Below are 14,660 nucleotides of genomic sequence, written 5' to 3'. Positions count from 1 at the left end.
AGGATTCCCATATGGCAAAAAAAGAGAACACTATCCCAACCATCATCGACACCCCTGAAGCCCTTACCGCAAAGATTGCAGCCATGAAAGAGGCACAGAAGATTTTCGCAGCATTTACCCAGGAGCAGGTAGATAAGATTTTTAAAGCTGCCGCTACTGCTGCTGACAAAGCACGTATCCCGCTTGCTAAAGATGCTGTTGAAGAAACAGGAATGGGTATTGTAGAAGATAAGGTTATCAAGAACCATTACGCAGCCGAGTATGTATACAACGCATATAAGAATACCAGAACCTGCGGTGTGATTGAAGAAGACACTGCTTACGGTATTAAGAAAATAGCTGAACCGATCGGTCTGATCGCTGCAGTTATTCCTACAACTAACCCGACATCTACTGCAATCTTCAAAACTCTGATCGCGCTGAAAACACGTAATGCAATCATCATCAGTCCGCATCCCCGCGCAAAGAAATGTACCATTGATGCAGCAAAGGTTGTTCTGGAAGCAGCTGTAGAAGCCGGTGCACCGGAGGGAATCATCGGATGGATCGATGTTCCAAGTCTTGATCTGACAAATCAGGTTATGCGCGAAGCAGACATCATCCTTGCTACAGGTGGTCCCGGAATGGTTAAAGCTGCCTATTCTTCCGGAAAACCTGCTTTAGGTGTAGGTCCCGGAAATACTCCTGTTATCATCGATGACAGTGCAGATATCCGTCTGGCAGTTAACTCCATCATCCATTCCAAAACATTTGACAATGGTATGATCTGTGCTTCTGAACAGTCTGTAACTGTTCTTGAAAGCATTTATAAGAAAGTAAAAGAAGAATTCCTTTACAGAGGATGTTACTTCCTGAAACCGGATGAATTAGAGAAAGTAAGAAAAACTATCCTTATCAATGGCGCATTGAATGCAAAGATCGTAGGTCAGAAAGCTGCCACTATCGCTGAGATGGCCGGTGTTGCAGTTCCTCCTGAGACAAAAATCCTGATCGGTGAAGTTGAATCTGTAGACATCAGCGAAGAATTCGCACATGAGAAGCTTTCACCTGTACTTGCCATGTACAAGGCCAAAACCTTTGACGAAGCGATTGCCAAAGCTGAACAGCTTGTAGCTGACGGCGGTTATGGACATACCTCCGCTCTCTACATTGACACAAGAGAGAAGGAAAAGATGGAAAAACATGCAGCAGCCATGAAGACCTGCCGTATCCTCATCAATACTCCATCTTCTCAGGGCGGCATCGGCGACCTTTACAACTTCAAACTTGTTCCGTCCCTGACTCTGGGCTGCGGTTCCTGGGGTGGCAACTCCGTATCTGAGAACGTAGGTGTGAAACATCTTATCAACATCAAGACCGTTGCTGAAAGGAGAGAAAATATGCTCTGGATTAGAACACCGGAAAAAGTTTATTTCAAAAAAGGCTGCCTGCCGGTTGCTCTGGATGAGCTTGGCACTGTTATGCACAAGAAACGCTGCTTTATCGTAACAGACTCTTTCCTTTATAAGAATGGATATACTAAGAAAATCGAAGATAAATTAGATCAGATGGGAATCGTACATACCTGCTTCTATGATGTAGAACCAGATCCATCTCTCGCTTCTGCAAGAGCCGGTGCTGCAGCAATGAGAATGTTCGAGCCTGACTGCATTATCGCAATGGGCGGTGGTTCCGCAATGGATGCCGGCAAGATCATGTGGGTTCTCTATGAAAATCCGGACGCCAACTTTGATGATATGGCTATGGACTTTATGGATATCCGTAAGAGAATCTTCACATTCCCGCATATGGGTAAGAAAGCTTACTTTATAGCTGTTCCGACATCTTCCGGTACAGGTTCCGAGGTAACACCGTTTGCTATCATTACTGATAAGACTACAGGTATCAAATGGCCTCTGGCAGATTATGAATTAATGCCTGATATGGCTATTGTTGATACAGATAATATGATGAGCGCACCTAAGGGACTGACCTGTGCTTCCGGTATCGACGTTATGACTCATGCACTTGAAGCCTATGCTTCCATGATGGCGTCTGATTATACAGATGGTCTTGCATTAAATGCGATTAAACTGGTATTTAACTATCTGCCACGTGCATACAAAGATGGTTCTGATGTAGAAGCAAGACAGCATATGGCAAATGCTTCCTGCATGGCTGGTATGGCTTTCGCAAATGCTTTCCTTGGCGTAAACCACTCTCTTGCTCATAAGCTGGGAGCTTTCCATCACATTCCACATGGTATCGCAAATGCTCTGGTTCTGCTTCATGTTCTGCGCTATAATGCAGCCGAAGTTCCGGCTAAAATGGGTACTTTCCCACAGTATCAGTATCCGCACACACTTGCACGTTACGCTGAGATTGGCCGTTCTGTAGGTCTGACAGGCAAGAACGACAGCGAAGTATTTGAGAAACTTCTCCAGAAACTGCAGGAACTGATGGATACTATTGAGATCAAACATACGATCAAAGAATACGGCGTAGACGAGAAGTACTTCCTTGAAACTCTGGACGAAATGACCGAACAGGCATTCAACGACCAGTGTACCGGTGCCAACCCGAGATATCCATTAATGTCTGAGCTGAAAGAAATCTATCTGAAAGCTTACTATGGTGAGGGAAATATTCCTGAATCCGGGAAAGCCAAAGAGAAAAAAGAAGCAAAATAAAATTTGCTGAAAATAAACCTTTTCCTTTAAAAATATAGTGTTTAAATCAACAAAATGGGGCTGTCAAAAAAAGACAGCCCCTTATTATATTATTTCTTACTGCGGGATGCTTCTGCTTCCCAATGTGTGATAAAGTATGTAATATCATCTGTCATGTGAAGCGGTCCGCCAAAGCTTTCTGAATATACTGCAAGCTTGATCGCATCTTTTACAAGAAGCTGTGCTTTTGCAGCTTTTCCCTTATCATCTTCCATAATAAAGGCACCGACTCCCTGTACCAGGATCAGTCTTGGCTCTTTGTCATTCTCTGCCATAAATTCATCCAGCGCTGCTTTTGCCTGATCAATATTTTCTACAAATAACGGATATGGTCCGCAGTATACAATGTGATCCGGTGTAAACGGTTTCAGAAGGGGTGCAGCCGCTGCTTTATCTTTTACAAAGTTATCAGCTTCCGCTACAGGTACAACTTCTACCGCATGTCCCAGTAACCGGGAAAGCCTCTCTGCTGCCTGCTCTTTTTCAGGTGTAACAGCATCACTGACATCAGCAGTTCTATTTACCTGTTTCTCTAATTTACTGATCACATCGTCAAATAACACTCCAATTTCCTCTACAGTATTTGCTGCAACGAAAATTCCGTGATTCTGGAGCAGAAGAACCTGAACATCTTTTCCGGATTCTTCTTTATAAGCATTCATTTTCTCATAACAGATACGCGCAAGTGTATAACCTGGTTTGCAGATATCGATCCAGAGTACATCTTTTCCAAGAAGCTCTTCGCTGAGTTCCTTTGCCCCTTTTCCGCAGGTCAGTCCATTGACAAGTGTAGGATGAACATGCAGTACATAAGTATAGGCAAATAAATTATGAAGCAGCGCTTCCACACTTGGACGTTTGGTTTTATCAGCATCTGTTACTGCTGCCATAACATCTGCAAGATACAGTGATTCACGTTTGACATCATCTTCAGGATAATCTGTTTTCATGATTTCATTCAAACGTGCTCTGCTCATTTCCACAAATTCCTCTGCCTTGATTGTAGCAAGCTGTGTACCAGAGCCTTTTACATACAGTGTGGTGTCGTCTTTTACTGAAGTATTACCACCGCCTGCAAGAACATAAGCAGGGTTGCTTCCATAAGTATTTGACATTTTTACTAAGGTTGAAAGATCCATAATTAAAATTCCTCCCATATTTATAATAGTTTTGCTCTTTCCTATTGTACACGATATCCTACTTTTTTCCAAGTGTTATAATGTTGCTGTGAACGGAGTAAACAGTAACGTTATAATAATCCCGCAAAATAATCTCATAAACAGCTGTCCCAGTCGCAGATATGCACTTCGTCCGGTACTGTACTGTTCTGTCACTTCACGGCATTCATCCATTGTTGCTGCAAGATCATTTCGGATATCCAGAACTGCCTGACAGTCCGCCATAAAGCATCCATTCTCAAAATGATGATACAGACTTCTGTAATCCAGGTTTATGGTTCCGCAGGTTGCCATACAGTCATCTGCCACACTCATCTTTGCATGACAGAAGCCAGGCGTCCACTCGTAGATACGCACCCCATGTTTCACCAGTCCATGGTAGAAGGAACGGGTAATATTATAGATCATTTTTTTATCCGGAATACCAGGTGTAATGATCCTCACATCTACCCCTCGCTTAGCAGCCAGGCACAGGGCATGTGTCATTTCATCTGTGATGATCAGATATGGAGTCATAAACCAGCAGTATTTTTCCGCTTTGTTCGCCATACTGATATACACTTCTTCGCCTACCTGCTCATTATCCATAGGGCTGTCTGCATAGGGCTGGATAAAGCCCGTCTGCTTTGCCTGATAATCTGTACTGAGCAGAAATTTGTTAAAATCACTGTCATTTTTATCTTTGTCGCTGACAGCATTCCACATCTCCAGGAATGTCACTGTCAAAGAACGGACAGCCTCGCCTTCCAGACGGATGCCTGTATCCTTCCACTGTCCATAAGGATGTGTGAAATTAAAATACTCATTAGCAAGGTTGTACCCTCCGGTAAATCCTACTTTTCCATCAATCACTGTAATCTTGCGGTGATCCCTGTTATTCAGAAACACATTCAGACCCGGAGTAAAGGGGTTGAATACTCTGCAGTGGATTCCAACCTTTTCCATCTTCTTGATAAAATCTGTGTTGATAAATCCAATGGAACCCATATCATCATAAAATACCCTGACATCCACTCCCGCCTTTACGCGGTCCTCCAGAACACTCTGGATTTTATGCCAGGCCTGTGCATCCTCGATGGCATGGTATTCCATAAAAATAAATTTCTCTGCCTTTGCCAGATCTTCCAGCTGAGCCTCCAGTCCTTTAACTGCCTCATCATAATAAATAACGTCCGTATTCTGATAAACCGGATAGGAGGCATTTCTCTGTATATAATCAGCGATATTGCCTGCCTTCGGAATCTTTCTGCCAAGCGTTTCCCTGCACTCACTGTCATTGGGAAGCAACGGCAGAAGTTCCCTGTCAATCTGGGCATAGCGCTCTCTCATTTTGAGGGTACCGCCGTTAAGACCGATCAGTAAATATAATCCCACTCCCATAATAGGGAATACAAGGATCAAAATAACCCATGGCATCTTCATAGATGAAGTCTGGTCTGACGCATACAACTTAAGAACCAGTACACCTGCAAGAAGCCTTGTCATCAGATTGATAATCTCCGCATATTGATTCAGCTTTGTAATCATAACAATGATAAAAGCTGCTTCCAACAAAATACATACCGCGGAAAAACATAATCGTTTTACACCATTTTTCGTTTTCGCCCTGCCTTCCAGAGTATCCTGTTTCATGTTCTTTCTCTCCCCCTCTGCCAATTATTTAGAAAAATCTTTCCTGATTATTCTGCCAAGCCTGTCCAGATCCTCATTGTCGGGGTGGGACAAAGCCCTGTCAAAATTCTCGATCAGTTCATCCAGGTTCGGTGCATGATTCGGCTTCTCCTTCATCATTACGTATCTGTCCCTGACTGACTGGGGCATTTTCCCCTGACACATAAATTCTCCCATCACTGTATTACTCTCATCCACAGATTCCTTAACTTTCCCGAGAACCTGCTGAAAATAGGCTTCACTGCCTCCGAAGCCTGCTGTTCCAAACAGAAAGATTTTCTTGTTTTTCAGACTCTTTAACAGTTCAAGTGTTGCAGGATCTGCATTCCCTATGTCTGTCCAAAATCCAATGTATAATATGTCGGATGTGAGAGCCTTCGCTCCTTCTGTCCCAAAATAATCGCAGTTTTCCTCAGGCAGTACCTTCCCTGATCTTCTCTGCAAGCTTCTTTGTGTTCCCTGTTTTACTACTGTATAAAATTGAATATCTTTGTTCTCCCATGCTGTCCTGCTCCTTTTTTATTTTATGCACTCTCAGAGTCTTCCTTGTGTTTGCTTCTGTAAAAAGATTCCGAGAGTACATTTTTATCTACGTTATTTATATCAGTTATAACTCTTCACCAGACACTCCATCCCGGAACATTTTCAGCAGCTCTTCCATACTTTCTCTCAGCTTCTCATTCTTATTATACTGGACCAGTACCACTGTAACAATGGCAGACAGAATTATGCATCTGCGGATCAGTTTTCGAATACGGATACATCTCTTTACATCTTTTCTTCCCTTTTCATAGAGCTTCTCTGCCATCCTGTCAGCTCTGGCATCTTTGCAGGCAATATAATCATCAATCACCTGCTTATCCTCCTCACAGATATCCAGATTCTCATACTGACTCCTCAGCTCCTCAAGTTCTGCATTATTCTGTCTGATCATTGTATCTTTGCGGTTAATTCTCTCAGCTGCACTCCGGCTCATTCTCTCTGTTCGTTTATTCATGATAAAAACTCCTTTCGTTTATTTTTTATTATCTCCTATTTTAAACTTTTCTCAGGCTTTTCTCAATAAAATATTGAAAACAAAAAGCACCTGCTTTAACAGATGCTTTTTCTCGCTTTATTTTACAATAACCCCATCTTCATCCCACAGGTCATGCCAGTCCTTTGCGCCTTCCCACAGGAACACCTGACCTTTGACAAGTCGGTTTCCTTTTTCCAGGGTAGCGATCTTGGCCATTTCTTCATCAGTCAGGGGATCTTCTGTTACACATTTCAGGTTACTTACATAGTTATGTACAGAAAATGGAATGGAGATTTCCCCTCTCTGATGGGCCCATTTCAGGGCAATCAATGCCGGATGTACTCCATGCGCTTTGGCAATCTCCTGCATTTCTGGGGTCTGCATATCAGCCACATCCTCCGGGCAGATATCTCTTTCCGGTCTTCTTGGAGAACCAAGGGGCATATATCCTACCGGCTGGATGTTATGAGCAATCAGATAATCATACTGTTCCTGCTGCTGGAAACATGGATGCAGCTCCAGTTCACATGCCGCCGGTTTGATCTTCATTAACGGAAGAACTGCTTCCAGTTTCGGAATAGTCATATTGGAAATACCGATATAGCGGATCTTACCTTTTTCTACCAGTTTCTCACACTGACGATAGGTATCCATAAATTCCTCCACACTGAAAGGTCTGGATTCCGGATTTCTGGAATCTACATCACAGAATGGTGCATGGTAGTTCGGGAATGGCCAGTGGATAAAATACAGATCCACATAGTCACACTGAAGATCCTGAATGCTTCTGGTGCAGGCTTCTTCTACCTTTCTATGCATGTCATTCCATACCTTTGTCATAATGAAAAGATCTTTTCTTTCTACTACCCCTTCATCAAAAGCTGCCTTGAAAACTTCACCAATCTGATGCTCATTTCCATAGCATGCTGCACAGTCAAACATACGATATCCGCTGCGGATCGCACCCGCCACAGCCTCAGATACTTCTTCTGCACTTACACGGTCAGAACCAAAGGTTCCCATACCCATACAAGGTACTTTTTCTCCTGACGGAAGCGTTACCTTTGGCACAACTTTCGGATCAACAACCTCTTCCTCATTTGACAAAAGAATTTTTCCTTTTACAAGTCCAGGTGTTTTAAATAACTGGAATGCTTCCTGTGCCTGACTCATTGGAATTTTTTTGTAGATAAATCCAGGATCAAATTTCAGCTGACCTGTTGCAAAATAATGTGCAGTCAGATCCCATTCGCGTCCCGGATAAGGTGCGCTGTAAGACATCCAGGAACCGGTCAGTTTAAATTCTTTACGATTCATATTTTCCCACTGTGCCGGTGTAAATGTCAGATTCTCATGAGGGGTTCCGATAAAGCAGACATGTGCTTTGTTTGCAGCCAGCTCAAATGCCATATGCATGGTTGGAACCTGTCCTGCGGTCTCAAAGACAAAACCATAACCCTTACCGCCTGTGATCGCCATAGCCTTTTCCATATATCCTTCGTCTCTGGTATTGATGACTTCATCTGCACCAAGGCGTTTCGCCAGCTCAAGGCGTTCCTCACTAATATCAAAAACTACCACTTTCTTGGAACCAAAGATCTTGGTCCACTGCATGGTAAACATTCCAACTGTACCACCGCCAAGAATTGCGACATACTCGCCACCGTGGTAATCATTCTGGAATACACCGTGGATTGCAACAGTTGCAGGCTCAAACATAGCTCCCTGCTCATATGGAACACTGCTTTCAAAAGGAACAGCGTTCTGCTCCGGAACAACCACATAGTCTGCGTTACTTCCCTGCTGTCTGGAGCCTATGAAGCTGTAGTGCTTACAGAGAGAGAAATTTCCCTGCTGACAGTCATCACATTTCATACATGGAAGAAGCGGTGCACCGGAAACACGGTCTCCCACTTTTACCTTAGTCACACCTTCCCCCACTTCCACTACATCTCCGGAAAACTCATGTCCAAGTACGATTGGATAAAAATGGACCCCATGATTCAGGACACGCGGAATGTCTGAGCCACAGATACCAGAATATCTGACACGTATCTTAACAGTTCCTTTGGTCACCTTAGGTTCTTCGATTTCCTGATACTGTACATCTTCATTTGCAACTACCACTGCTGCTTTCATAATATATTTCTCCTTTCATGAATTCTGCTTTTTATTTTGCAGTCATTATGTGTGCCAGAGACTTATAAAGTTCCATATAAGTCTCAAAAGTTTTGTCATAAACTGCTTTGTTCTTCGGATCCGGTTCATGGCGGCGGGTCTCTTTGACCGTAAGTGAAACTGCTTCCTCATAATCTTTGTAAAAACCTACTCCCACCCCTGCCAGAAGTGCCGCACCAAGGGTGGTTGCCGTATCAGATGCCGGTACTATGATCGGTTTTCCTGTAATATCGGATTTGATCTGTGTCCAGAGCAGGGAATTGGCAGAACCTCCCATAGCTCTCAATACATCTGCCTCTGCCCCTGCTTCCCTGGCCACTTCAAGATTGTGCCGCAGGGAAAGCGCCACCCCTTCCATACAGGCACGGACCATATGTCCTTTTGTTTTTGCAAAATCCAGTCCATAGAAAACACCCTTTGCATATGGATTCCAGATAGGAGAACGCTCCCCGGACATATATGGAAGAAATACCATTCCATCGCAGCCTGGCCCAACTTTTTCTGCAATCTTATTGAGCTGATTCAGAGATGAGACACCTGTCTGTTCTTTCATCATCCGTTCATAATCTGCAAATTCACGTTCAAACCAGCGCATTACACCGCCGCCTCCGGTGGTTCCTCCCTGAAGAAGCCATTTGCCCGGGACAACATGATAGCTCAGGATCAGCCTCGGATCAGCCTTATATTCCTCTGTACAAATACTCATTCCTCCGGCCTGTCCACCCTGTTCCTGTGTTTCACCGGAATGGATCACACCTGCACCAAGAGTTCCGCAAGCCGCATCAAGTCCACCGGCAACTACGGGAATTCCTTCTACAAGTCCACACTCTGCAGCTGCCTTCCCGGTAACTGTTCCAACCACATGGTCACAATCACAGATTTCCGGAAGAAATTCCATGGGGATTCCAAGACGTTCACACATTTTTTCATCCCAGCATCCCTTCTTCATATTGAAACAATGCAATCCATATCCCTGTGACACATCCTGGGTAACCGCACCTGTCAGTTTAAATGCAATGTAGCTGTTGGACTGAAGGATTTTGTAGATTTTTGCGTATACCTCCGGAAGATTTTCTTTATACCAGAGGATCTTTGCAGTAGAATAAGAAGGCTGAAGAGAATTTCCCGCCACCTCAAAAATCTCCTCCTGTCCAATCTCCTGATTCAGTCTGTCACAAATAGACTGTGCTCTCGTATCCATCCAGATTGGTGTATTGGCCAGCACGTTTCCCTCTCTGTCAATTGGGATTGCAGACCAGCTCTGACCATCGATCCCGATTCCTGCAATCTCATCTGCAGTGATATCTGCCTTCTGTATGGTTTCCTTTGTTGCCCGGCAGACTGCATCCCACCATTCCTCAGGGTTCTGCTCTGCCCATCCCTCATGTGGATAATATACCGGATAATCACCACTGGCTGCTGCAAGAACTTTTCCATTCCTGTCAAATACCGCAACCTTGCAGGCACTTGTTCCGATATCAATCCCCAATAAATATGATTTCATCATTTTGCTGCTCCCATGATTCTATTTTATCTGTTCAGAATACTTACAGATTTTCCTTCCATAATCTCTGTCTGAAGTTTCTCCATAAAAGGTTCCTCAGATCTTTCTTCTTTCTTTTCAAGATGCTCCAGAATAATCCTTGCAATCTCTTTGGCAATCCTGTCGGTGGGCTGTGATACGATCGTCAGCTTGGGACGGCACGCCCTTGCAAACTGAAGATTATCAAACCCTATCATAGAAAGCTGCTCCGGAATCTGTATTCCCAGTTCATTGACTCCGATCATTGCACCCATTGTCATTTCATAGTTGGTCACAAAAACCGCTGTCATATCCGGATTCTCCCGGACAAGCTGTTCCAGGCCTCTGACACCTCCCTGGATCGTATAGTCACCACGATATACCAGGGAATTTTTTATGGAAATTCCAGCTTTTTTAAGAGCTGTATAATATCCTTCCAAACGTTCCTCTGCTGTAAAAATCCCCTCAGGGCCACCTATAATTCCAATTTTTCTATGCCCTTTTTCTATAAAAAGCTGCATCGCATCCTCTGCCGCTTTTTTGTTATCCACCAGAACACTGTCACAGGGAATTCCCTGAATCTTACGGTCTATCAGCACGATCGGCTTTCCTGTTTTCTGGAATCTCTTCAGATGTGCCCCTGTTTCATCCACCGGCATATTAATGATTCCATCCACCCTGCGGCGGATCAGGAACTCCACTGCCTCCTGCTCCCAGCTTCTTATCTGTACGACAATCACAGACGATGGTTGCATAACCGTGACTTCTGAGAATATCTTCCATCCCTGTTATAATCTCGGCACAGAATATATTATTCAGCTCCGGGATTACAACGCCTATGGTCTTTGTCGCATTTGTCTTAAGCCCTCTGGCAACTTCATTGACCTCATAATGAAGTTCCTCAATAGCCTTTTCAATTTTTACTCTGTTTTTTTCCCTGACGTTTCCCCCATTAAAATAGGAAGAGATTGTAGCCAGTCCAAGTCCTGTCAGTCTGGCTATATCTTTCATTGTTGCCGCCATTTTATTTCTCTGCCTTGCCGTCACATCCGCAGACTTTCATTCTTGCCATTACCAGTTCCTTCACTGCTGCGATAGCAGTTTTTCCATATGCTTTCGGATCAATGGTGTCTGGTTTTTCTGCAAGAAGCTCTTTGACTGCCTTGGAATATGCTGCACGAAGCTCTGTAGCAAAATTCACTTTACAGATACCACGTTTTACACAGTCCCTGACATCCTCATCACTTAAACCAGATGCACCGTGAAGTACAAGCGGAATATCTACAACCTGGCGGATCTCACTGAGACGTTCCTTATCAAGAACGGGAGTTCCTACATAGAAGCCATGTGCAGTTCCGATGGCAACAGCAAGGGAAGTAACTCCTGTACGTTCAACGAACTCCTTTGCCTCCTGAGGATCTGTATTTGTGTCTGCCTCAGCCTCCAGATCATCCTCTTTGCCACCAACCTTGCCAAGCTCAGCTTCGCATGGAATATCCAGTGCTTTTGCAACATCTGCCACACGTTTTGTCTCTGCAATATTAGCCTCAAAATCCAGCTTGGAGCCATCGATCATAACAGAAGTATAACCTGCATGCATTGCCTGCATAGCAAGTTCAAAGCTACTGCCGTGATCCAGATGCATACATACCGGAACAGATGCTTTCTCAGCCTCTGCTGCAACGATCGCTGCATAAGTTTCTACTGTTCCATATTTCACTGTAGATGGTGTTGTCTGGATCATAACCGGCGCTTTCAGTTCCTCCGCAGCCTGGATGATCGCTTTCACCATCTCCATATTCTCCGCATTAAATGCACCTACTGCATAACCGCCTTTCTGAGCCTTTGTCAGCATTTCTTTTGATGTTACAAGTGGCATAACGATTTCCTCCTCATAATTAATGATGTATATTTTTTGTTCTGATTACTACAGTGCAGGAAACGCTCTCGAAACCGAAACGTTTCTGTTTTAGTCGATTATATCTCTTACTTAAACTTCTGTCAAGTATGATTCGTTATCTATAGCAATCCTCGTAAATAATGGTTACTGTTCACTCCGTTCTCAGTAACACGCTTCGCGATGCACAGGATTTATGCTAATCGCATAAATCCGCGCCGTATATCTCGGGATTTTGGCATATTCATGCCAAAACACCTCGCGGAATAGTAGCGTGTGAACAGTAACAAATAATGAATTTAAGAGGATTGCTATATAACTGATGCGTTGCACAACGACAGAATTTTAAACTTTTCTCAGGCTTTTCTCAATAAAATATTGAAAACAAAAAGCACCTGCTTTAACAGATGCTTTTTCTCGCTGAATTTAACCGCCTGACTTTATAAATACTGGCCGAACTCAACCTTCTCTTTATTCGGTCCCTCAATTGTAAAGAACTTTACCCCGTTTTCCCAGAAGGGAAGAACATGAACAATATCATTAGTTGGAATTCCAATATGCTGAATTCCATTCAGCTGTTCTTTAAAATCCATTTCTTATCCTCCTTACGCAAAACAGGCTGATCACAATTGCACAGATGCACGTACCAATGCTGTGATCAGAAAGACTACCAGCACCAGAAGAAGACCTCTCTTCTCAAGTGCCTGTCCGATTATATCACCCATACCGCAGTCCTGCAATACCCAACGGATAATTCCTCCGCCTGTAATAGCAAGCAGAATCTATCACTTTCATTTTCCTCCTGATAGTCCGTTATAATATTCATCTGATGAAAATCATCCGACATATTTATGTATTGTTGCTCTTACAGCCCCAGGTCCTGCGATCATCTCACGGAACATATCCTCAACCTTCTCTCCTACACCATCTTTGTAAAGGTCAGTGAAGAACAGACGCTCATTGGAAAGAATTGGTTTTAACTGATCTTTGAATGTTTCAGGTTTGCCTACTACAATATCCTTAAACTGTTCCTGCAGTTCCTCATTCATTGGGTCCGGTGCAAGTTCAAATTTATTTCCTTCATCATCTACACCAAGCATATATCTGAGCCATCCTGCAATTCCCAGAGGAATAGCTGTCAGTCTGGAAGCATCTCCGAATTTCTGTACATATGCTTTGATTGTTTCGCCGAAACGGATACCAACCATCTGAGATACATCTACTGCCAGACGAAGGTTTGTGTCTCCCAGATATTCATTTGGAAAACGATCGTTAAAAAGCTCATCAACAAATGCCTGGGGAGAAAGGATTCCAGGGTCAGCAACTACCGGAAGACCTTCATCATAAGCAATCATACGTGCCATTTTCATCATATCTTCATTTGTATTAAGCATATGCGCAAACAGATCATATCCAAGAACTACTCCCAGCGGACCTGTAGCAGAATGAACCGGATTCAGACATACTGTTACTTTCATACGTTCAGAAAGGTTAACTGTATTTCTGTCTGCCATATATACGCCAAAACCTTTTTCCAGAGCCGGACGTCCGTTAGGGAAGCTGTCCTCTATTACCAGATACTGCGGTTTCTCAGCATTGACAAATGGTGCAATGTATGTCTTCTTACCTGTGATCACCGGCTGCATGTTCTCAACACCCAGCTTTTCAAGATCTGCTGCGATCTGCTCGCTTGGACGAGGTGTGATCTTATCAATCATTGTCCATGGAAAAGCAACAACTTTTTCATCGCTTACATAGTTTACAAATCCCTCATCAACAAATCCGGCTTTCTTCCACTCTTCTGTCATTGTCAATACTGACTCGCGAAGCTTTGCACCGTTCTGTGAGCAGTTATCCATGGAAACCAGTGCGATGGGATATTCACCGGCTTTATATCTTTCATAAAGCATTGCAACCAGAACTGCCATGGCACCAGCCGCTTTATCCGGACCATTCTTGATATCTGCTTCTACAAACGGGAACCATGTTCCGTCAGCTTTCTGTAATGCATAGCCTTTCTCTGTGATCGTAAAGGAAACCATCTGCAGGGATTTGCTTGTGAAGATTTCTTTCAGGCGTTTCCACTGTGCTGCATTAGAAGACTGTGCCTTCACTGCTTCTGCAAAAGCTCCGACTACTTTATACTCACGGGTTCCATCCCCATGCAGGATCACGCTTAATCCCAGATTGTCATATGGATCATAAATCTTGTCTGCTACATCATAATCAAAGGTTTCCACACAGGTAATCCCACGATCCAGAACTCCCTCTTCCAGAAGACCATCTGCAATTCCACCGATAAATACGCGGAAAATATTTCCGATACCAAAATGAACCCATACCGGATTCTCCTTTGCTTTCTCAGAGGCAGCCTCTACATCATAACCCGGAAGAGCGATCCCTGCCTTTTTCCATGCTTCCTGTTCCTTGATTCCATTGATTGATAATTTCATGTTATATACTCCTTGTTCGTCTTATTCGATACTTA

12 protein-coding genes and 2 pseudogenes are annotated in these 14,660 nt (G+C 43.7%); 1 reads left to right on the top strand and 13 read right to left on the bottom strand.

Features of this window, described 5'->3' with window-relative positions; translation table 11 throughout:
• The first annotated feature begins 11 nt into the window (after positions 1–11).
• A complete protein-coding gene (gene adhE / locus AC058W_RS02660) occupies positions 12–2,669 on the top strand; it encodes a bifunctional acetaldehyde-CoA/alcohol dehydrogenase (RefSeq protein ID WP_117674236.1) in 2,658 nt (885 codons plus the stop codon).
• A gap of 89 nt (positions 2,670–2,758) precedes the next feature.
• Here adhE and AC058W_RS02655 read toward each other — a convergent pair whose 3' ends face one another.
• The 13 genes and pseudogenes from AC058W_RS02655 to AC058W_RS02595 all read right to left on the bottom strand — a co-directional run bounded on the left by AC058W_RS02655 (position 2,759) and on the right by AC058W_RS02595 (position 14,625).
• Entirely contained in the window at positions 2,759–3,847 is a 1,089-nt protein-coding gene (locus tag AC058W_RS02655) for a class II aldolase/adducin family protein (protein ID WP_479389675.1), read from the bottom strand.
• Positions 3,848–3,922: 75 nt separating this feature from the next.
• Positions 3,923–5,518, bottom strand: a complete 1,596-nt coding sequence (cls, locus tag AC058W_RS02650) for a cardiolipin synthase (protein WP_479389674.1) — start codon at positions 5,516–5,518, stop codon at positions 3,923–3,925.
• 24 nt (positions 5,519–5,542) lie between these two features.
• Positions 5,543–6,001 (bottom strand): flavodoxin family protein BilS, encoded by a 459-nt coding sequence (gene bilS, locus AC058W_RS02645; RefSeq protein ID WP_479389673.1) that lies wholly within the window; start codon positions 5,999–6,001, stop codon positions 5,543–5,545.
• Positions 6,002–6,164: 163 nt separating this feature from the next.
• Positions 6,165–6,554 (bottom strand): hypothetical protein, encoded by a 390-nt coding sequence (locus AC058W_RS02640; protein ID WP_118136780.1) that lies wholly within the window; start codon positions 6,552–6,554, stop codon positions 6,165–6,167.
• Positions 6,555–6,671: 117 nt separating this feature from the next.
• Positions 6,672–7,682 (bottom strand): aldo/keto reductase, encoded by a 1,011-nt coding sequence (locus AC058W_RS02635; RefSeq protein ID WP_178761915.1) that lies wholly within the window; start codon positions 7,680–7,682, stop codon positions 6,672–6,674.
• A pseudogene (locus AC058W_RS02630) lies at positions 7,668–8,714 on the bottom strand (galactitol-1-phosphate 5-dehydrogenase); the annotation flags it as partial. The pseudogene AC058W_RS02630 and the gene AC058W_RS02635, both read right to left, overlap by 15 nt.
• Positions 8,715–8,745: 31 nt before the next feature.
• Positions 8,746–10,257 carry a xylulokinase gene (gene xylB / locus AC058W_RS02625; RefSeq protein WP_118247405.1) on the bottom strand — a complete coding sequence of 504 codons (1,512 nt, stop codon included), beginning with the start codon at positions 10,255–10,257 and terminating at the stop codon, positions 8,746–8,748.
• A gap of 26 nt (positions 10,258–10,283) precedes the next feature.
• Positions 10,284–10,976 (bottom strand): substrate-binding domain-containing protein, encoded by a 693-nt coding sequence (locus AC058W_RS02620; protein ID WP_479389672.1) that lies wholly within the window; start codon positions 10,974–10,976, stop codon positions 10,284–10,286.
• Positions 10,936–11,298 (bottom strand): LacI family DNA-binding transcriptional regulator, encoded by a 363-nt coding sequence (locus AC058W_RS02615; RefSeq protein ID WP_479389671.1) that lies wholly within the window; start codon positions 11,296–11,298, stop codon positions 10,936–10,938. Before AC058W_RS02615 ends, AC058W_RS02620 begins: the two co-directional genes overlap by 41 nt.
• A gap of 1 nt (position 11,299) precedes the next feature.
• The gene (locus AC058W_RS02610; RefSeq protein WP_118136786.1) at positions 11,300–12,154 is read right to left on the bottom strand and encodes a class II fructose-bisphosphate aldolase; all 855 of its coding nucleotides are present in this window, start codon (positions 12,152–12,154) and stop codon (positions 11,300–11,302) included.
• Between the two features lie 458 nt (positions 12,155–12,612).
• Positions 12,613–12,711 (bottom strand): annotated as a pseudogene (locus AC058W_RS02605) (VOC family protein); the annotation flags it as partial.
• A gap of 84 nt (positions 12,712–12,795) precedes the next feature.
• Complete coding sequence (locus AC058W_RS02600) at positions 12,796–12,942, bottom strand: GntT/GntP/DsdX family permease (protein WP_278277936.1); 147 nt, start codon at positions 12,940–12,942, stop codon at positions 12,796–12,798.
• 66 nt (positions 12,943–13,008) lie between these two features.
• Complete coding sequence (locus AC058W_RS02595) at positions 13,009–14,625, bottom strand: mannitol dehydrogenase family protein (RefSeq protein ID WP_118247398.1); 1,617 nt, start codon at positions 14,623–14,625, stop codon at positions 13,009–13,011.
• Positions 14,626–14,660 lie beyond the last annotated feature (35 nt).

This window comes from Blautia sp. CGZ-1-C1, assembly GCF_056504575.1.
The sequence above is the reverse complement of the archived record's forward strand: the minus strand, read 5'-3'. Positions and strand labels throughout refer to the sequence as shown.